This is a genomic window from Streptomyces sp. NPDC097619, assembly GCF_040302735.1.
Classification (GTDB): domain Bacteria; phylum Actinomycetota; class Actinomycetes; order Streptomycetales; family Streptomycetaceae; genus Streptomyces.
Genome location: NZ_JBEOSD010000052.1, coordinates 1 through 20,159, shown reverse-complemented (window position 1 = coordinate 20,159; position 20,159 = coordinate 1). Strand labels below are relative to the sequence as shown.

Annotated in this window: 13 protein-coding genes; 6 read left to right on the top strand and 7 right to left on the bottom strand. The window is 74.2% G+C overall.

Annotated features, from left to right (window positions below; genetic code table 11):
* Positions 1–48 precede the first annotated feature (48 nt).
* The 4 genes from ABTZ17_RS16710 to pulA all read left to right on the top strand — a co-directional run bounded on the left by ABTZ17_RS16710 (position 49) and on the right by pulA (position 10,361).
* Entirely contained in the window at positions 49–1,707 is a 1,659-nt protein-coding gene (locus ABTZ17_RS16710; protein ID WP_352196358.1) for a glycoside hydrolase family 13 protein, read from the top strand.
* The gene (locus ABTZ17_RS16705; RefSeq protein ID WP_352196357.1) at positions 1,704–2,756 is read left to right on the top strand and encodes a LacI family DNA-binding transcriptional regulator; all 1,053 of its coding nucleotides are present in this window, start codon (positions 1,704–1,706) and stop codon (positions 2,754–2,756) included. The genes ABTZ17_RS16710 and ABTZ17_RS16705 overlap by 4 nt, the downstream gene beginning before the upstream one ends.
* Positions 2,757–3,141: 385 nt before the next feature.
* Positions 3,142–4,851 carry a carbohydrate-binding module family 20 domain-containing protein gene (locus tag ABTZ17_RS16700; RefSeq protein ID WP_352196356.1) on the top strand — a complete coding sequence of 570 codons (1,710 nt, stop codon included), beginning with the start codon at positions 3,142–3,144 and terminating at the stop codon, positions 4,849–4,851.
* A 146-nt stretch (positions 4,852–4,997) separates the two neighbouring features.
* Complete coding sequence (gene pulA, locus ABTZ17_RS16695) at positions 4,998–10,361, top strand: pullulanase-type alpha-1,6-glucosidase (protein WP_502994704.1); 5,364 nt, start codon at positions 4,998–5,000, stop codon at positions 10,359–10,361.
* Positions 10,362–10,492: 131 nt separating this feature from the next.
* Here the strand turns inward: pulA and ABTZ17_RS16690 are convergent, their stop codons facing one another.
* From ABTZ17_RS16690 to ABTZ17_RS16660, 7 genes are all read right to left on the bottom strand, one after another.
* The gene (locus ABTZ17_RS16690) at positions 10,493–11,050 is read right to left on the bottom strand and encodes a GNAT family N-acetyltransferase (RefSeq protein ID WP_352196355.1); all 558 of its coding nucleotides are present in this window, start codon (positions 11,048–11,050) and stop codon (positions 10,493–10,495) included.
* Positions 11,047–11,754, bottom strand: coding sequence for a TetR/AcrR family transcriptional regulator (locus ABTZ17_RS16685; protein ID WP_352196354.1), 708 nt, complete (start codon positions 11,752–11,754; stop codon positions 11,047–11,049). The genes ABTZ17_RS16690 and ABTZ17_RS16685 overlap by 4 nt, the downstream gene beginning before the upstream one ends.
* A 54-nt stretch (positions 11,755–11,808) precedes the next feature.
* On the bottom strand, positions 11,809–12,846 hold the full coding sequence (locus ABTZ17_RS16680; protein WP_352196353.1) for a PDR/VanB family oxidoreductase: 1,038 nt from the start codon (positions 12,844–12,846) through the stop codon (positions 11,809–11,811).
* 1 nt (position 12,847) lies between these two features.
* The gene (locus ABTZ17_RS16675; RefSeq protein WP_352196352.1) at positions 12,848–13,732 is read right to left on the bottom strand and encodes a metal-dependent hydrolase; all 885 of its coding nucleotides are present in this window, start codon (positions 13,730–13,732) and stop codon (positions 12,848–12,850) included.
* 143 nt (positions 13,733–13,875) lie between these two features.
* Complete coding sequence (locus tag ABTZ17_RS16670) at positions 13,876–15,864, bottom strand: hypothetical protein (RefSeq protein ID WP_352196351.1); 1,989 nt, start codon at positions 15,862–15,864, stop codon at positions 13,876–13,878.
* Positions 15,865–15,994: 130 nt separating this feature from the next.
* A complete protein-coding gene (locus ABTZ17_RS16665; protein WP_352196350.1) occupies positions 15,995–16,789 on the bottom strand; it encodes a tyrosine-protein phosphatase in 795 nt (264 codons plus the stop codon).
* Positions 16,790–16,828: 39 nt separating this feature from the next.
* On the bottom strand, positions 16,829–17,416 hold the full coding sequence (locus ABTZ17_RS16660; protein ID WP_352196349.1) for a rhomboid-like protein: 588 nt from the start codon (positions 17,414–17,416) through the stop codon (positions 16,829–16,831).
* Between the two features lie 88 nt (positions 17,417–17,504).
* Here ABTZ17_RS16660 and ABTZ17_RS16655 point away from each other — a divergent pair, with 88 nt between their 5' ends.
* Both ABTZ17_RS16655 and ABTZ17_RS16650 read left to right on the top strand, forming a co-directional pair.
* Positions 17,505–18,347: a hypothetical protein gene (locus tag ABTZ17_RS16655; protein ID WP_352196348.1), complete on the top strand. Its 843-nt coding sequence runs from the start codon at positions 17,505–17,507 to the stop codon at positions 18,345–18,347.
* Between the two features lie 62 nt (positions 18,348–18,409).
* Positions 18,410–19,954 carry a PepSY-associated TM helix domain-containing protein gene (locus tag ABTZ17_RS16650; protein WP_352196347.1) on the top strand — a complete coding sequence of 515 codons (1,545 nt, stop codon included), beginning with the start codon at positions 18,410–18,412 and terminating at the stop codon, positions 19,952–19,954.
* Positions 19,955–20,159: the final 205 nt, after the last annotated feature.

Genomic DNA, 20,159 nt, shown 5'->3' with positions numbered 1-20,159 from the left:
CCGGCGCCACGCGCAGCCCACCCGACCACCACTCCCTCCAAGGACGACATGACCCAGCACCTCGCTGCTCCGGCCGCCCCGGCCACCGGCACCACCGGCCCGCACCCGGGCTGGTGGAGAGACGCGGTGATCTACCAGGTCTACCCGCGCAGCTTCGCCGACAGCAACGGTGACGGCATGGGGGACCTCGAAGGCGTCCGCACCCGCCTGCCCTACCTCAAGGACCTCGGCGTCGACGCCGTCTGGCTCAGCCCCTTCTACGCCTCCCCGCAGGCCGACGCGGGCTACGACGTCGCCGACTACCGGGCCATCGACCCGATGTTCGGCACCCTCCACGACGCCGACGCCGTCATCCGCGAAGCCCACGCCCTCGGCCTGCGCATCATCGTCGACCTCGTCCCCAACCACTGCTCCGACCAGCACGAATGGTTCAAGCAGGCCCTCCGCGAAGGCCCCGGCACCCCGCTCCGCGAACGCTTCCACTTCCGCCCCGGCCAAGGCGACCTCGGCGAACTCCCGCCCAACGACTGGGAGTCCATCTTCGGCGGCCCCGCCTGGACCCGCACCGAGAACCCCGACGGCACCCCCGGCGAGTGGTACCTCCACCTCTTCGCCCCGGAACAGCCCGACTTCAACTGGGAACACCCCGCCGTCCAGGACGAGTTCCGCTCCATCCTGCGCTTCTGGCTCGACATGGGCACCGACGGCTTCCGCATCGACGTCGCCCACGGCCTCGTCAAGGCCCCCGGCCTGCCCGACCTCGGCCGCGACGAACAGCTCAAGCTCCTCGGCAACCAGGTCCTCCCCTTCTTCGACCAGGACGGCGTCCACGAGATCTACCGCTCCTGGCGCAAGGTCCTCGACGAATACGCCGGCGACCGCATCGGCGTCGCCGAAGCCTGGACCCCCAGCGCCGACCGCACCGCCCTCTACCTCCGCCACGACGAACTCCACCAGGCGTTCAACTTCCACTACCTCACCACCGGCTGGGACGCCGCGGCCCTGCGCACCGCCATCGACGACTCCCTCGACGCCATGCGCCCCGTCGGCGCCCCCACCACCTGGGTGCTCTCCAACCACGACGTGGTCCGCCACGTCACCCGCTACGGAGGCGGCGACCAGGGGCAGGCCCGCGCCCGAGCCGCCGCCCTCCTGATGCTCGCCCTGCCCGGCTCCGCCTACGTCTACCAGGGCGAGGAACTCGGCCTCCCCGAGGTCCTCGACCTCCCCGACGCCGTCCGCCAGGACCCCTCCTTCTTCAAGGAGAACGGCCAGGACGGCCTCCGCGACGGCTGCCGCGTCCCCCTCCCGTGGTCCGGCACCGAGGCCCCCTACGGCTTCGGCCCCGAGACCGGCGGCCCCAGCTGGCTCCCGCAGCCCGACTCCTGGGCCGCGCTCAGCGTCGAGGCCCAGACCGGCGACCCCGCCTCCATGCTGGAGCTCTACCGCGGCGCCCTCACCGTCCGCCGCACCCACCCCGCCCTCGGCGCCGGGGACGCCGTGGAATGGCTGCCCGCCCCCGAAGGCGTCCTGGCCTTCCGCCGCACCGGCACCGACGGCAGCGCCCTGGTCTGCACCGTCAACACCACCGGCACCCCGGTGGCCGTACCCGCCCCCGGCCGGGTCCTGCTGGCCTCCGCGACCCCGGAGACCACCGGCGCCGACACCGCGCTGCCCGCCGACAGCACCGTCTGGTGGGCGGTGTGACCCTCCCCCCGCCGCGGGCCGCCGATCCGGCGGCCCCGCGGCTCGCCGACATCGCCGGACAGGCGCAGGTCAGCGAGGCCACCGTCAGCCGGGTCCTGAACGGCAAGGCCGGGGTCTCCGCGACCACCCGGCACAAGGTGCTGGCCGCACTGGACGTCCTCGGCTACGAGCGTCCGGTGCGGCTGCGCCGCAAGAGCAACGGCCTCGTCGGCCTGCTCATCCCCGAACTCACCAACCCGATCTTCCCGGCCTTCGCCCAGGTCATCGAACAGGCCCTGGCCGGACACGGCTACACCCCCGTGCTCTGCACCCAGACCCCCGGCGGGGCCACCGAGGACGAACTGGTCGAACAACTGGAGGAGCGCGGGGTCACCGGCATCGTCTTCCTCTCCGGACTGCACGCCGACGACACCGCCGACCCGGCCCGCTACCTGCGCCTCGCCGCCCGCGGGGTGCCGTTCGTGCTCATCAATGGCTACAACGAACGCGTCAACGCCCCCTTCGTCTCCCCGGACGACCGGGCCGCGGCGACCATGGCCGTCCGTCACCTGGCCGAACTCGGCCACACCCGCATCGGGTTGGCCGTCGGCCCCACCCGGTACGTGCCCTCCCGCCGCAAGGAGGAGGGCTTCCGCGCCGCCCTGGCGGAGCTGCTCGGCACCCCCGCCGAGGAGGCGGACGCGCTCGTCCAGCGCACCCTGTTCACGGTGGAGGGCGGACACGCGGCGGGCGGGGCGCTGCTGGACCGCGGCTGCACCGGCATCGTCTGCGGCAGCGACCCGATGGCCCTCGGGGTGATCCGGGCGGCCCGGGAACGGGGCCTGCGGGTCCCCACCGACGTGTCCGTGGTCGGCTTCGACGACTCCCCGCTGATCCCGTTCACCGACCCGCCGTTGACCACCGTCCGCCAGCCCGTGCGGGCCATGGCCACGGCGGCCGTGGGGGCGCTGCTGGAGGCGGTGGGCGGACACCCGGTGGAGCGAACGGAGTTCGTCTTCCAGCCGGAGCTGGTGGTGCGGGGGTCCACCGCGCAGGTGCCCCGACGCTGACCGGCCGCCCGGCTCCGGACGCGCGTCCGGAGCCGGTGCGCGGGCGTCCCGGGTTGGGCACACCGGCCCTCCGCGGGCACGAGCGCCCGGCCCGGCCGTCCGGGCGCGTGGGGCCCCGGGGTCCGCGGACCGGCGGGGACCCCCGTCCGGCCGGACCGGGAGCGGGACGAAGCTAACACTGTTGCAATCTCTTGCGTAAGTTGTTGCGGCCGAAAATCTCCTGGATTTCCAGCACATTTCCAGAGCGTGTCCAAAGGGTTGACGGGTGGACTCCGGATCCGTACGGTCGCGACCGCAAGAAGTTTCAGTCAGCTTTCAATGCATCTCGGCCTTGCGGGCACGGCGCGTTGCCGCTCAGGGCCGCCTCTTCGCCAGGAGGACATCCATGCCCGCACGTACCCGCGGACCGGCCCTCGGGGCCGCCCTCGCCCTCGCGGCCGGCGCCCTCGCCGTCCAGGCCCCCCAGGCCGCGGCCGCGCCCCCCGGCGCCAAGGACGTCACCGCCGTCCTCTTCGAGTGGAAGTTCGACTCGGTGGCCCGCGCCTGCACCGACACCCTCGGCCCCGCCGGATACGGCTTCGTCCAGGTCTCCCCGCCCCAGGAGCACGTCCAGGGCGGCCAGTGGTGGACCTCGTACCAGCCGGTCAGCTACAAGATCGCCGGCAGGCTGGGCGACCGCACCGCCTTCAAGAACATGATCGACACCTGCCACGCGGCCGGGGTCAAGGTGGTCGCCGACTCCGTCATCAACCACATGGCCGGCCAGGACGGCTCCGGGGTCGGCACCGGCGGCTCGTCGTACTCCAAGTACAACTACCCCGGGATCTACTCGGGTCCGGACATGGACGACTGCCGGGCCGTCATCGGCAACTACCAGGACCGCGCCAACGTCCAGAACTGCGAACTGGTCCAGCTCGCCGACCTCGACACCGGAGAGGAGTACGTCCGCGGCCGGATCGCCGGCTACCTCAACGACCTGCTCTCCCTCGGTGTGGACGGATTCCGCATCGACGCCGCCAAGCACATGCCGGCCGCCGACCTCGCGAACATCAAGTCCCGGCTGAGGAACCCGAACGCCTACTGGAAGCTGGAGGCCATCCACGGGGCGGGGGAGGCCGTCTCCCCTGCCGAGTACCTCGGCAGCGGGGACGTCCAGGAGTTCCGGTACGCCCGCGACCTCAAGCGGGTCTTCCAGAACGAGAACCTCGCCCACCTCAAGAACTTCGGCGAGTCCTGGGGCTACATGGCCGGCGGGCAGTCCGGGGTCTTCGTGGACAACCACGACACCGAGCGCGTCGGTGACACCCTCAGCTACAAGAACGGCTCCGCCTACACCCTGGCGAGCGTGTTCATGCTGGCCTGGCCGTACGGCTCCCCGGACGTCCACTCCGGGTACGAGTGGACCGACAAGGACGCCGGCCCGCCCAACGGCGGCACCGTGAACGCCTGTTACACCGACGGCTGGAAGTGCCAGCACGCCTGGCGCGAGATCTCCTCCATGGTCGGCTTCCGGAACGTGACCCGCGGTCAGGGCGTCACGCACTGGTGGGACGACGGCGGGGACCGGATCGCCTTCGGCCGCGGGGACAAGGGGTACGTGGCCGTCAACCACGAGGGCTCCGCCCTGACCCGCACCTTCCAGACCGGCCTGCCCGCCGGGGACTACTGCGACGTGCAGTCCGGCCGCACCGTGACCGTCGCCTCCTCCGGACAGTTCACCGCCACCCTGGGCGCGGGCACCGCCCTCGCCCTGCACGCCGGGGCGCGGAGTTGCTCCGGCGGGACCACCCCGCCGCCCGCCACCGGCGGGGTCACCTTCGGGGTCACGGCCACCACCAGCTGGGGCCAGAACATCCACGTCACCGGCAGCCACCCGGCCCTGGGCGGCTGGAACACCGCCACCGCCCCCAAGCTCGACCCGGCCGCCTACCCGCTGTGGAGCCTCCCCCTCGACCTCCCGGCGGGCACCACCTTCACCTACAAGTACGTCCGCAAGGACGCCGCCGGGAACGTCACCTGGGAGAGCGGGGCCGACCGCACCGCGACCGTCCCCGCGAGCGGACGCCTCGTGCTCTCCGACACCTGGCGCGGCTGAACATCCCCCGAGACCAGGGCCGCCCGGTGGCACTCACATCCCGCCACCGCCACCGGGCGGCCCTCATCACCACCGGCCGGTCCCCGCGACCCCCACGCGCATCCCGCACCCGCCGGACACACCAGCCCCCGCAAGGAGCACCTGCCGTGATACGCCCAGCCCTGCGCAGCGCCGCGGGACTCGTCGCCGCCGCGCTGGCCGCGACGCTCGCGCCCGCCCTCCCGGCGGCCGCGGCCGCGCCGCCGGCCCCGCCCTCGGACGCCCGCCTCGCCGCCCAACCCGCCCGGCACGACCTGACCCGGGAGCAGTTCTACTTCGTCCTGCCCGACCGCTTCGCCAACGGCGACCGATCCAACGACCGCGGCGGACTCACCGGCACCCGCCTGGAGACCGGCCTCGACCCCACCGACAAGGGCTTCTACCAGGGCGGCGACCTCAAGGGCCTCAAGGACCGGCTCGACTACGTCAAGGGCCTGGGCACCACCGCCATCTGGCTGGCCCCGATCTTCAAGAACCAGCCCGTCCAGGGCACCGGCAAGGACGCCTCCGCCGGCTACCACGGCTACTGGATCACCGACTTCACGCAGGTCGACCCGCACTTCGGCACCAACGACGACCTCCGCACCCTGATCGACGCGGCCCACCGCAAGGGCATGAAGGTCTTCTTCGACGTCATCACCAACCACACCGCCGACGTGGTCGATTACGAGGAGAAGTCCTACCAGTACCTCTCCAAGGGAGCCTTCCCCTACCTGACCGCCGACGGCGTCCCCTTCGACGACGCCGACTACGCCGACGGCAAGAAGCCCTTCCCCGCCGTCGACCGCGGCTCATTCCCCCGCACCCCGGTGGTCCCCGAGGCCAAGAAGAACCTCAAGGTCCCCGCCTGGCTCAACGACCCCACGATGTACCACAACCGCGGCGACTCCACCTTCGCCGGGGAATCCTCCGACCAGGGCGACTTCGTCGGCCTCGACGACCTGTGGACCGAACGCCCCGAGGTCGTCGACGGCATGGCCGAGATCTACAAGAAGTGGGTCCGGGACTTCAAGATCGACGGCTTCCGCATCGACACCGTGAAGCACGTCGACACCGAGTTCTGGACCCAGTGGGCCACCGCCCTGGACCGCTACGCCGCGCAGCGGGGACGCCCCGACTTCTTCATGTTCGGCGAGGTCTACTCCGCCGACCCGGCGGTCACCGCCCCGTACGTGACCCGCGGCCGCCTCGACTCCACCCTGGACTTCCCGCTCCAGGAAGCCGTCCGCGGCTACGCCTCCCAGGGCGGACCCGCCTCCCGCCTCTCGGCCGTCTTCGCCGAGGACCACCGGTACACCACCGACAAGGCCAACGCCTACGAACAGGTGACCTTCCTCGGCAACCACGACATGGGCCGGTTCGGCACCTTCCTCCGCCAGGACCGCCCGCAGGCCGGGGAGGCGGAACTGCTCTCCCGCTACCGCCTCGCCAACGAGCTGATGTTCCTCTCCCGCGGCAACCCGGTCGTCTACTACGGGGACGAGCAGGGCTTCACCGGCGCGGGCGGCGACAAGGACGCCCGCCAGAGCCTCTTCGCCTCGCGCACCGCCGACTACCTCGACGACGACCAGCTCGGCACCGACCGCACCCACGCGAGCGACGCCTACGACCCCGCACACCCCCTCTACCGGCAGATCGCCGCCCTGTCCCGCCTCACCAAGGCGCACCCCGCGCTCCGCGACGGCGTCCAGACCGAACGCGCCGCCACCGGCGGCGGCGACTCCGTCTACGCCTTCACCCGCACCGACGCCTACTCCCGCGCCGAATACCTCGTCGCCGTCAACAACGCCGACGCCCCCCGCACCGTCGAGATCCCCGTGGACAGCGCCGCGGGCAGCGACTTCCGGACCCTCTACGGCGGCTCCGGCACCGTCCGCTCCGCCGCCGACGGCAAGCTGACCGTCACGGTGCCCGCCCTGGGCTCCCTCGTCCTCCGTGCCGAGGGCCCCCTCGCCGCCCCCACCGCCGCTCCGGAGCCGACGCTCAAGGCCCCGGCCCCCGGCGCCACCGGCACCGTCGAGGTCTCCGCCACGGTCACCGGCGGCGGCCTCAACCGCGTGGTGTTCGCCGCCCAGGTCGGTGACGGCCCCTGGCAGGTCCTCGGCTCCGCCGACCACGCGCCGTACAAGGTGACACAGCACATTGCCACGTCACCCGGCACACCCCTGCGCTACAAGGCCGTCGCCGTCGACTCCTCCGGCCGCACCGGAAGCGCCCTCGCCGCCTCCACCGCGGGCGCCGTCCCGCCGAAGGAGGTCCCCACCGCCACCCAGCGCGACTACGCCGTGGTCCACTACAACCGCCCCGACGGCGACTACTCCGACTGGCGCCTGTACGCCTGGGGCGACGTCGCCGACGGCGAGATCGGCCCCTGGCCCGAGGGCCGCCCCTTCACCGGCCGCGACGCCTACGGCGCCTTCGCCCACGTCCGCCTCAAGCCCGGCGCCACCTCCGTCGGCTACCTCGTCGTCGACAAGGACGGCACCAAGGACGTCCCCGCCGACCGCACCATCGACCTCACCCGCACCGGCGAGATCTGGCTCGAACAGGGCAAGGAGACCGTCCGCACCGAACGCCCCGCACAGCCCCCGCAGGACACCACCAAGGCCGTCCTCCACTACCAGCGCTCCGACGGCGCCTACGAGGGCTGGGGCCTGCACGTCTGGACCGGGGCCGCGAACCCCACCGACTGGTCCCGGCCCCTCCTGCCCGTCCGCACCGACAGCTACGGCGCCGTCTACGAGGTCCCCCTCGCCCCCGGCGCGAGCTCCCTCTCCTACATCCTCCACAAGGGCGACGAGAAGGACCTGCCCGCCGACCAGTCCCTGGACCTGAAGGCCACCGGCCACGAGGTCTGGATGCTCGCCGGCAAGGAGAAGTACCTCCTCCCGCAACCCGCCGGCTCCGCCGCCGCCCTCGACCTGACCAGGTCCCGCGCCGTCTGGATCGACCGCTCCACCCTCGTCTGGGACGCCCCCGGGACCGCCGCCTCCGCACAGCTCCTCGCCTCCGCCGACGGCTCCCTCAAGACCGGGAACGGCACCGTCACCGGCAACGCCCACCTCCTGCGCCTCAACGGCACCACGCTGACCGAGGCCCAGAAGGCGAAGTTCCCGCACCTGGCCGCCGGCCGGGCCTTCACCGTCGACCCCCGCGACCGCGACCGGGTCCGCACCGCCCTGCGCGGCCAACTCGCCGCCACCGCCCGCGCCGCCAACGGCGCCCTCCTCGCCGCCACCGGCGTCCAGCTCGCCGGTGTCCTCGACGACCTGTACGCCACCACCGCCCCGCTCGGACCGGTCTTCGGCCCCACCGGGGTGACGCTCTCCGTCTGGGCCCCGACCGCCCGAGCGGTCGCCCTCGAACTGGACGGCCGCACCCTGCCGATGCGCCGCGACGAGGCCACCGGCACCTGGACCGCCACCGGCCCGCGCGCCTGGCGCGGCAAGCCCTACCGCTACGCCGTCACCGTCTGGGCCCCCGCCGCCGGCCGCACCGTCACCAACCTGGTCACCGACCCCTACTCCACCGCCCTGACCACCGACTCCGCCCGCAGCCTCGCCGTGGACCTCACCGACCCGACCCTCCGGCCCCCCGGCTGGTCCACCCTGAAGAAGCCCGCGGCCCCCGGCATCTCCCAGGCCCGGATCCAGGAACTCCACGTCCGCGACTTCTCCGTCGCCGACCGGACCGCCGGCCACCGCGGCGGCTACCTGGCCTTCACCGAGACCGGCTCCGCCGGCATGCGCCACCTCCGCGACCTCACCCGCTCCGGCACCAACTACCTCCACCTGCTGCCCGTCTTCGACATCGGCACCATCCCGGAGAAGCCCGCCGACCGCACCGAACCGGCCTGCGACCTCACCGTGTACGCCCCCGACTCCGAGGAACAGCAGGCCTGCGTCGCCGCGGCCGCCGCCAAGGACTCCTACAACTGGGGCTACGACCCCCTGCACTACACCGTCCCCGAGGGCTCCTACGCCACCGACCCCGAGGGCACCGCCCGCACCGTCGAGTTCCGGCGCATGGTCCAGGGCATCAACGGCGCCGGTCTGCGCACCGTGATGGACGTGGTCTACAACCACACCGTGGCCGCCGGGCAGGACGAGAAGTCCGTACTGGACCGGATCGTGCCCGGCTACTACCAGCGGCTCCTCGCCGACGGCAGCACCGCCACCTCCACCTGCTGCGCCAACACCGCCCCCGAGAACGCGATGATGGGCCGCCTGGTCGTGGACTCCGTGGTCACCTGGGCCCGCGAGTACAAGATCGACGGTTTCCGCTTCGACCTCATGGGCCACCACCCCAAGGCCAACATCCTGGCCGTCCGCAAGGCCCTCGACGCCCTCACCCCGGCCCGCGACGGCGTGGACGGCAAGAAGATCGTCCTCTACGGGGAGGGCTGGAACTTCGGGGAGATCGCCGACGACGCCCGCTTCGTACAGGCCACCCAGAAGAACATGGCCGGCACCGGCGTGGCCACCTTCTCCGACCGGGCCCGCGACGCCCTGCGCGGCGGCGGCCCCTTCGACGAGGACCCGCGCGTCCAGGGCTTCGCCAGCGGCCTGTTCACCGACCCCAACGGCGCCCCCGCCAACGGCACCCCCGCGGAGCAGAAGGCCCGCCTCCTGCACGCCCAGGACCTGGTGAAGGTCGGCCTCTCCGGCAACCTCGCCGAGTACGCCTTCACCGACACCTCGGGCCGCCGGGTCACCGGCGCCGAGGTCGACTACAACGGCTCGCCGGCCGGCTACGCCGCCGCCCCCGGCGACGCCCTCGCCTACGCCGACGCCCACGACAACGAGACCCTCTACGACGCCCTGAGCTTCAAACTGCCGGCCGACACCACGGCCGCGGACAAGGCCCGCATGCAGGTCCTGGCCCAGGCCACCGCCGCGCTCTCGCAGGGCCCGGTGCTCTCCCAGGCGGGCACCGACCTGCTGCGCTCCAAGTCCCTGGACCGCAACTCCTACGACAGCGGCGACTGGTTCAACGCGATCCACTGGGACTGCCGCGACGGCAACGGCTTCGGCCGCGGCCTGCCCCCGGCCGCCGACAACAAGGCCAAGTGGCCCTACGCCAAACCGCTGCTGACCGCGCCGGCCCCCGGCTGCGCCGAGATCACCGCGGCCTCCGCCGCCTACCGCACCCTGCTGAAGATCCGCGCCACCGAGCCGGACTTCGCGCTCACCACCGCCGCGCAGGTCCAGGAGCGGCTGTCCTTCCCGCTCTCCGGTCCCGAGGAGACCCCGGGCACGGTCACCATGGCCCTCGGTGACCTCCTCGTGGTCCTGAACGCCGGCCCCGAGGAGCGCACCCAGAGCGTGCCCGCGCTCTCCGGCAAGCCCTACCGCCTGCACCCGCTCCAGGCCGCGGGCACCGATCCGGTGGTGAAGGGCTCCCGGTACGACCGGGCCACGGGCACCTTCACCGTGCCGGCCCGCACCGTGGCGGTGTTCACCCGCCGCTGACCCGGGACCGGTCCCGCCCGACCCACCACGGTGCAGTACGTCACACGGCAATGCCGTACGTGACACTGCACCGTGGTGGGTCACACCGCGCTGTGGTGGTTCACATCGCACCGTCCCGCACCGGCCGGCCGTCAGACCTCCGTGGAGCCGCCGTCCAGGCGCCGCAGCACGTCGAGCCGCTTCTCCAGCAGGATCACCCCGTACACGCGCCCGTCCTGGCCCACCTTGTGCGGGAACTCGCCGACCACCCGGTAGCCGGCGCCCCGGTAGTACTCCAGCAGGTGAGGGTTGGTGGACTGGCAGTCCAGCCGGGCCCGTTCCCGCCGGGTCCGGGCGATCCGCCGCTCCGCGTGGTCCAACAGCCGTCGTCCGGTCCCCGCCGGCGCCACCGAGCGGTCCACCATCAGCCGGTGCACGTACCCCGCCACCGGCGGCTGCACCCCCCAGGCCTCCTCGTCGGACCACCACAGCTCGTAGGCCCCGCAGATCCGCCCGTCGGAGTCCCCGGCCAGCCACACCTCGCCGTCCCGCATCCGCGCCAGGAAATGGGCGGCGTCCTTCTCCCCGGCCTTCCACTGGTCGATCCCGCGCGTCCGCATCCACCGAGCGGCCCCGTCGTAGAGGGCCACGAGCGTCCCGGTGTCCTTCTCCGCGGCCCGCCGGAACAACAACCCGTCGTCAATGATCACGCGGGGATTATCCCGTGGCCGGCCAGTGCCCCCAGCCGCGACGCCAGTTCGGTGAAGGGTCCGTCCGCCGGCTCGCCCGCCAGCATGGCCACCACGATGGCCGCCATCTCCGGGTCGTAGGCCGCGCTCACCGCCATCAGCGCCGCGAAGTCGTGCACGAGCTGGAGTTCCAGCTCCGCGCGGGGTATCTCCCGTCCGTCCAGCCAGAGCAGGGCCGTGGACTCCGCGAGCGACACCCAGGACCGCACCACCAGCGTGAGCCGGGCCGGCGGGTCCGTGATCCCCAGGTGGTCGAGGATCTGCTCGTAGGCGGCCTGCCGCACCTCGTCGATCATGGCGTTGGTCCGGCTGCTGCCGGCCGCCGGACCGCCCCGCATCAGGGCCGAGAACCCCGGCCCGTGCTCCTCCACGAAGGCGAAGTACCGCTCCATCACCCGCTGGAGGCGCTCCCCGAGCGGCCCCTCGTGCGGCTCCTGGAAGCGGGCCGCCAACTCGTCGGCGGCCCGCCGCAACGCCGCCTCGTACAGGCTCTGCTTGCCGGGGAAGTAGTGGTAGACCAGCGGCCGGGAGATCCCGGCGGCGGCCGCGATCTCGTCGATGGACACCTCGTCGGGCGACCGGTGACTGAACAACTCCAGCGCGACCCCGATCAGCTGTTGCCGCCGCTCCTCGACACCCATCCTGCGTCGCACATTGGTTGTCATGTGAACCACCCTACCGAGCCCCCGCCCCCCGGCCACAGGCCCCGTGACCGGCGGCTACAGGTCGAGGACCAGCCGTTCCCCGCGCGCGCGGGAGACGCACAGCAACAGGGAGTCGGCGCGTTCGGCGTCGGTCAGCAACTCGTCGCGGTGCTCCACCGCGCCGGAGAGCACCCGGTGCCGGCAGGTCCCGCAGAAGCCCTGCTCGCAGGAGTACGGCGTGGCCGGCAGCACCCGGCGCACGGCGGTCAGGGTCGACTCGTCCGCGGCCACCGCCACCACCCGGCCGGAACGGGCGAGTTCCACGGTGAAGGGGGCCGCGGCCGCCGGCGGGGCGGGGGTGAACCGCTCCAGGAGCAGCGGCACCTCCGCCGGCAGCGCGGCGCGCACGGCCGCCGTCAGCGGCTCGGGCCCGCAGGCGTGCACGGCCGTACCGGGCTCCACGGCGGCCAGGAAGGACAGGTCGGGCAGCCCCGCCTCGTCCTCCGGGCACACCTTCACCCGGTCCCCGTACCGGGCCAGTTCGGACAGGAAGGGCATGGTGGCGCGGGACCGGCCCCCGTACAGCAGGGTCCAGTCCGCCTCCGGGCCCAGGGCGCGCAGCATGGGCAGCACGGGGGTGATGCCGATGCCGCCCGCGACGAACACGTGCCGGGGCGCGTCGGCGAGTTCGAAGCGGTTGCGGGGCGGTCGCAGGGTCACCTGGTCGCCCTCGGCGAGGGCGTGCACCTCGCGGGAGCCGCCCCGGCCGTCCTCGATGAGCCGGACGGCGATCTCGTAGCCGCCGGTGTCGGCCGGGTCCCCGCACAGCGAGTACTGCCGGACCAGCCCGGAGGGCAGCAGCAGGTCCACGTGGGCGCCCGGGGTCCAGGCGGGCAGGTCGGGGGCGGTGAGCCGGAGCCGGACCACGCCCGCGGCGGGCTCGGTGCGGGCGGCCACCCGGGCCCGCAGGGTGCGGCGGGCGGAGTGCCCGGAGATCGGCTGCTCCAGGGCGGGCAGCGGCCACAGCGGGGACCGGCGGACCCGCTCGCGCAGGGCCCGGCGGGCCAGCCAGGCGCCGCCGGTGACCACGGCGAGGGTGAGCGCGCGGGGCATGTCAGTGGCCCCCGTTCGCGCCGGGGGAGGAGGCCAGGTAGGCGGCGGCCTGCGCGGTGGACCCCTCCTGGGAGGGGTGGTACGCCCGGGACAGGTAGCGGGGTATGGAGCGCAGCATCGCCGGGGTGGAGGGCAGCACGCCCTGTTGGCCGTCCCGGACGAACTGGGCCACGGACGCCTTGGCCCCGGTGAGGGTGGGGTCGTTCTCCATGAAGAAGCGGGCGCCGCGCTGCCAGAGGAAGACGAGCGCGCCGAAGCCGGCGGCCCAGGTGCGGGCCCGGCGCCGGTAGCTGCCGTCCACGTGCATGAAGAGCTCGAAGGCGACGGAGCGGTGCTCGACCTCCTCGGCGCCGTGCCAGCGCAGCAGGTCGAGCATGACCGGGTCGGCGCCGCGGCGGTCCAGTTCCTCGGCGTTGAGCACCCAGTTGCCGAGGAAGGCGGTGTAGTGCTCGATGGCGGCGATCATCGCGACCCGCTCCATCAGCCACCACTCGCGGGCCTTGCCGGGCGGCAGCGTGCGGTCCCCGAGCAGCTTCTCGAACATCCAGTCCACCTGGGCGGTGTACGGGGTGGGGTCGAGGCCGAGCCGCTTGAGGTGGGGGAGGACCTCGTCGTGGGCGGCGGCGTGCATGGCCTCCTGCCCGATGAAGCCGATGACGTCCTCGCGCAGCCGGTCGTCGGTGATGTACGGCAGGACCTGCTTGTAGACGTGTACGAACCAGCGCTCACCGGCGGGCAGGAGCAGGTGCAGCACATTCATGGTGTGCGTGGCGAAGGGGTGGCCGGGGAGCCAGTGCAGCGGGGTGTCGTCCCACGCGAAGGACACCTTGCGGGCCTTGAGCCCGATGTGCTCGGACGCCACCGGAGCGGGCTGCGTATTAGACATGGCGTCAATGTACTGACGGGTACCCCGAAAGCAACAGTCCCGTGACACCGCTGTCCCGTACCGCCCGGTAGCTCCGCGCCGACCCCGGCCCCACCGCGCCCACCCGGCGCGCCCCGTCCCGGACCTGCGCACCGACCCCGAGGCTAACGGAGCACGCCCACCGCCCGACCATCCTTCAACCGCCCCGACAGCTCCGCACGCGCCCCCGGCGCCGCCGGTACCGACAGCAGCCGGTCCTCCGCGGAACCGGTCACGCCCCCGCTCGCCGTCACCGACTCCACCGGACCGCCGCCCGCCGCCAACAGGAACCACTTGCCCGCCCGCGACTTCCACATCACCCCGGCCAGCACCTGCGGCTCCCGGGGCCCGCAGGCCGCCGAGTCCTCCGCGCGGGCCGCCAGCGCCCCGGTCTGCGCCCCCGGCGCGTGGAACTGGGCCATCACCCGGTCCGCGGCGCCCCGCCAGGTCTCGGCCCGGGTGCACACCCACTCCGCGGTCCCGTTCTGCTCCGGCAGCGGCTGCCGGGCGTAGCCCCAGGAGTTCACCGAGCGCACCCCGTGCGAACGGGCCGCGGGCAGCAGGCAGGCGGTACCGGCCCAGCGCGCCAGGTCCGCCTCCGCCGTCACCCCGTGCGGGGCGCCCGGCAGGCCGGAGGTGAGCCGGGCCGGGGTCAGCTCCCCGAGGTCGGTGACCAGCACCTCCGGGGTGCCCACGGTCCGCACGGCGTCGGTGCTCACCGCCGGGTCCATGGTCAGGGCCATGGCGCTCCACGTGGTGCAGGCCCCCGTCAGCGCGGGCGCCCGGACCGGAGCGGTCACCCCGTCCGCCGCGAGGGCCAGCGGCTCCGGGCCCGCCTCCGGGTCGATCAGGTCCCGCACCGCCGCGGCCCGTACCCAGGGCGCCGCCAGGTAGCGGACGTTGCCGTCCACCCGGCTCACCACCAGGGCCGCCGCGGTCTCGGCCACGGCCGCGTCGGTCCGGGCGAAGTCCAGGGCCGCGCCCGCCGTGGAGACGGCCGGCTCGGCGTACCGGACCACCCGCAGTCCGTCGTACATCAGCACCACCACGGCCTGGTCCAGCTCACCCGCGTACAGCAGCTGCGGCGGGCCCATCGGCGGCCCCGACGGAGTGCCCGGGGTGGCCGAGACCTGCACCGTGGACCCCGGCCGCGCCCACACCGCCAAGGCCCTCCGCAGCAGCGCCCGGTCCCCGACCCGCCCGCCGCGGGCGGGCCAGGCCGCGAACCCGGCCCGGGAGGCGGTCCGCCAGGCGGCCGGGGCGGCCCGGGTCAGCAGGGCCGGGTCCAGGGCGCGTTCGGCCGCGGTGTTCCGGGCGTACGGCGGCGCCGCCGCCCCGTCCGTGCCCCAGCCGTCACCCGGCAGGCCCAGCAGCGCCCCGCATGCGACGGCGGCGGCCAGGGCCGCGGCGCCCGCCTTCAGCCAGGACCGGCGGCGCATCAGGTCGGTGGGGCGCGCCTGGAGCACGCAGGGATCGAACTCGGGGGAGTCCAGGAGCCCTTCGGGGACCGGGCCGGCGGCCTCGGCCGCGTCCGCCTCCGCGCGGGCCGCCTCGGGATCGGCCACACCGGCCTCGGCGAGGGTCCGCAGCACCTCCGGCCCGTCCAGCCGCTCCAGCCGGCGCAGCACCAGGGCGGCCCGACCGGGCCCGCTGAGCGCGGACAGCCGCTGGTCCAGGGCCAGTTCCTCGGCCCCGCCGGAGCGCGGGAACAGCCGCAGCCCCCACACCTGGGGCAGCACGGTCGGCAGCTGGGCCCGGCGGGGGAGCGCCCGGAAGGTCAGCGGGACCCCGGCCTGCAGGGCCGTCTTGAGCACCCGCAGCCGGACGTACGCGTACCCCGGTCCCGCCGCGACCGGCCCGCCGCCCGCCGCGTCGCCCTGCCGCGGGGCCGGGAGCGGGGCGGTGCCGCCGCGGCCCGGAGGGAGGGCGCGCTGCGCGAGCGCGTGGGCGGTGAGGACCCGCCGGTTGCGGCCCAGCGCGGGCGGGAGCACCAGGTAGCCGAGGCGCACCAGCCGCGGGTAGTGCTCGACGATGGCGGCCTCGGCGCGCTCGACGTCGACGAGGCCGGGTTCGGCGGCGGGCGCGGGGCGGGTGGCGGCTTCCGGGACGGTCACGTCCAGCAGAACGAGCGCCCCCGCCGATGGTCACCGCGCCCCGCCCCCGGCCCGCGAAACGGTTCGCCGGGCGGCCGGGCGGCGGAACGGCACGACGGCGGAACGGTCCGGCCCCTCACGGGGCGGGCGGTCAGGCGGTCAGGCGGGCGCGGAGGGCGGCCACGGCCTCGTCGGGGACGCCCAGGCCCTCGCGCACGTACTTCTCCAGGGAGCCGTACCGGGTCGCGGCCTCGTCGAGGGCGGCCTCCAGGTAGGAGGGGTACACCCCGATGAGCGCCAGCGCGATCTCCGGGTCGCCACCGGCGGCCGTGAAGCCCTCGATCATCGGCGCGAACGCCTGCTTCACCGCCGGGTTCACCGAGAGGTACTCGGCCATGAGGGTCTCCTCGTCGGCGCCGAGCAGGGCGAGGATCACGGTCGCGCCCCAGCCGGTGCGGTCCTTGCCCGCGGTGCAGTGGAAGAGCAGCGGGCCCGCCTCCGGGTCGGCCAGCTCCAGCAGCAGGGTCCGGTACGCGGCCCGACCGGAGGCCGAGGAGACGAAGAATCGATACGTCTTCTCGAAGAGCGCCGTCGCCTTGCCGCCGCCCAGCTCGCGCTCGGCCACGACCGGGTCCCCCAGCAGGTGCTTCAGCTGCGCCGCGGCCGGCATCTCCCCGGAGGCGATCCGGTCCGCCAGCACGTTGGCCACCAGCAGCCGCGCGCCCTCGGGCACCCGGTCCGGGTAGTCCCCGCGCTCGGCGTCGGTGCGGAAGTCGACCACCGTGCGCAGGCCCAGCCCGGCCACCGCCGGGTCCTTGGCCGGATCCATCCGGTCGAGCTGCCCGGAGCGCAGCACCAGCCCGGAGCGGACGGTACGGCCGCCGGAGAGCGGGGTCCCGCCCAGGTCGCGGAGGTTGGCGACGGTGGTGGAGGGAGTGGCGGTCATCGGAGCGTCTCCAGCGTTGTGTGAGGGTCTGAGGGGATTTCAGCCGTCGAATATGTGCCTGCGGCAACGGTAATCGACCGCCAGCGACACCCCGATCCCGAGGACCAGCGCCGCCAGGTGGCCCGCGTCGGTGAAGCTCCGGGTGCGCGCCGCCACCGGCCGGGCCGACAGGGCCAGCAGCCCCGCCCGCACCGTCCACCGCGCCGACCCGAACGGAAGGGCCGAGGTCAGCGCCCCGAGCACGGCCAGGAGCCCGTAGCTCGTGCCCACGTCCACGGCCCGGCGGGTGGCCGCCCCCGGCCGCGCCGCCCGCAGCCCCCCGTACACCAACAGGGTGGCCCCGGCGTGCCCGAGCAGGAAGACCCCGGCCGTCCACCAGGCCCCGTACGCGTACTCCGCGTACCCGAGCACCGCGAGCAGCAGCAGCGCGTACGCCAACGGCATCGGCTCCTCGACCACGAAGGCGCTGCTCACCAGGGTGTCCCAGCGGCCCGCCGCCAGATTGTCGACATTGGTCGAGCAGCCGCGCAGTATCCGGGTCCGCTCCGCCGGCTCCAGCCGCTCCAGCGCCCAGGCGCCGAGCTGCACCCCGCCCGCGTACACCGGGCCCATCAGTAAGGGAGTCACCCGATCATGATCGGCCATGATCGCGGGGACGGCACAGCGGGTACCCGGCTACGGGGTCACCGCCCCGGGATGGGAGCATGTGCGGACCATGACAGACCCCCGGCCGCCGTTGCGCACCGTACGGGCCGCGATGTTCGCGGCGGTGTGCACCACCTTGGCCGCTGTGGGGCATTCGCACATGTCCGGGCACGATCTTCCGATCGGGGTGCTTCTGGGCGCCTTCGCGGTGACGACGGCCGTCGCCGGAGCGGCCGCCGGCCGCCGCCGCGGACCCCTGTCGATCGGCGCCGCGCTGCTGGCCGCCCAGGGCGTGCTCCACCTGCTCTTCGCCCGTGTGGAACGGGCCCCCGGCGGCGGAACCGGAACGGCCGCGGCCGGGGGAGGCCCCGCGCACGCCGGGCACGCCGGCCACGGGGGTACGGCGCCCGCACCGCCCCACTCGGACCTGGCCGCCGGTACGGGGCACGGCGGTATGTCACATGCGGCACCGCACTCCGACATGTCACATGCGGCACCGCACCTCGACCTGTCACACGGCACCGCCGCGCTGCCCGACACCGCCGGGATGACCGACATGGCGGGGATGGCGGGCATGGCCGGGCACGGCGGCACCTTCGGGATGATCGCCGTGCACGTGCTCGCCGCCCTGTTCTGCGCCCTCTGGCTCGCCCGGGGCGAGGCCGCGGTCTTCCGGCTGGCCCGCGCCCTGCGTTCGCTCGGCGTCCTCGCCGGCCGCCCGCTGCTGCGGGCCCTGGCCCTGGTGGGCGCCGCCGTACCGGCCCCGCCCCGCCGCGCCCCCCGCCCCCGTACCCGCCGCCGCAGGCCGCACCGGCTGCGCGGCGCGGTACCCGCCCACGCCCTGGTCCGGCGCGGGCCCCCCACGCTCCTGGTTCCGAGCACCACGGCCCCCGGCCGTCCTGCCTGCGCCTGATCCGGCGAACCGGCGTGACCTGGGGCCGGTTTCCCATGTCCTCGCCAACACCCAGGACCATCATGGCCATCGAAGAGATCCGGCACGTCCCCGAAGCGGACCCCGCCGACACCCCCACCGGAACCCCTGCCGGCACCGGCACCGGCACCGAAGCCGCGTCCACCGGCGCGGCCGACGGCACCGACACCTACGCTGACACCACCGACTCCGCCCCCGCCGCCCCGTCCTCGGGCGGTACCTGGGCCGGGGTCCGCCCCCTCCTCCTCCGCCTGCACTTCTACGCGGGCCTCCTGATCGCCCCCCTGCTGTTCCTCGCCGCGACCACCGGCCTCCTCTACGCCCTCTCCTACCAGGCCGAGAACCTCGTCTACGCCCACGAGCTGACCGTGGACGAGGTCCCCGCGGGGGCCGCCACCCGCCCGCTGTCCGAGCAGGTCGCCGCAGCGACCGCCGCCGCCCCGAGCGGTGAGGTGCTCTCCGTCTGGCCCGCCCCGGAGCGGGAGGCCACCACCCGCGTGGTCATGGAGAGCCCCGAGGCGGCCGAGGACCGCACCCTGACCGTCTTCGTGGACCCGTACACCGCCGAGGTGCGCGGGCAGCTGGAGACCTCCGGGGACGCTCTGCCGCTGCGCGCCTGGCTCTCCGGGCTGCACGCCAACCTCCAGCTCGGCGAGACCGGCCGGATCTACAGCGAACTGGCCGCCAGCTGGATGTGGGTGGTGGCCCTGGGCGGCGCCGCCCTGTGGATCGGCCGTCGCCGCAAGCGGCGCGCCGAGCTGCTGCTGCCCGACCGCTCCGCCACCGGCCGTCGCCGCACCCTGTCCTGGCACGCCACCGTCGGGCTGTGGGCCACCGCCGGTCTGGTCGTGCTCTCGGCGACCGGCCTGACCTGGTCCACGTACGCGGGCGAGAACATAGGCCGGGTCCAGGACGGTCTCGGCGGGGCCACCCCCACGGTCAGCGCCGCACTCGACGGAGCGGCCGCGGCCGGTGACGAGCACGCCGGGCACCATGGGGGCGGCGCCCCCGCCCCCACCCCGAAGGGTCCGGACGTGGGCCTGGACCGGGTCCTGGAGTCGGCGCGCGCCGCCGGGGTGGACGCGTACGTCCAGATCACCCTGCCCTCCGAGGGCAACGGGTACGTGGTGAAGGAGAAGGACAAGGAGTTCCCGGTCCAGTTCGACGCGGTGGCCGTGGACCCCGCCGACGGCAAGGTGATCGACACCCTCCGCTTCGCCGACCACCCGCTCCTCGCGAAGCTGACCCGGTTCGGCATCGACCTGCACATGGGCCTGACCTTCGGTCTGGTCAACCAGCTGGCCCTGGCGGCGCTCGCGCTCGCGGTGATGTTCCTGGTCTTCTGGGGCTACCGGATGTGGTGGCTGCGCCGCCCGACCAAGGCCCGCACCCTGTCCTTCGGGCGCCCGCAGCCCCGGGGCGCCTGGCGCAAGCTGCCGGTGACGGCGCTCCTGCCGCTCGCCGCCGTCACCGCGCTGGTCGGGTGGTTCGTCCCGCTGCTCGGGATCAGCCTGGTGGTGTTCCTCGTCGTCGACCTGGCGCTGGGCTTCCTCGCCCGCCGCAAGGAGGCCGCGACCCCGGCCGCCTGATCCGTCGTCCGGCGCGAACGGATCCGACGACCCGACCGGGTGCCGAACGGCCCCGACGACCCGACCCGGTCCCGACCGCTTCCGACCGCTCGGATCGCTTCCGACCGCTCCGAACGGTCCCGAACGGCCGGTGGGCCCGCACTCCGTGACGGAGTACCTGATCGTGGAAGCGGATGCTCGTCAGCATCTGGTCCAGGCGACTCAT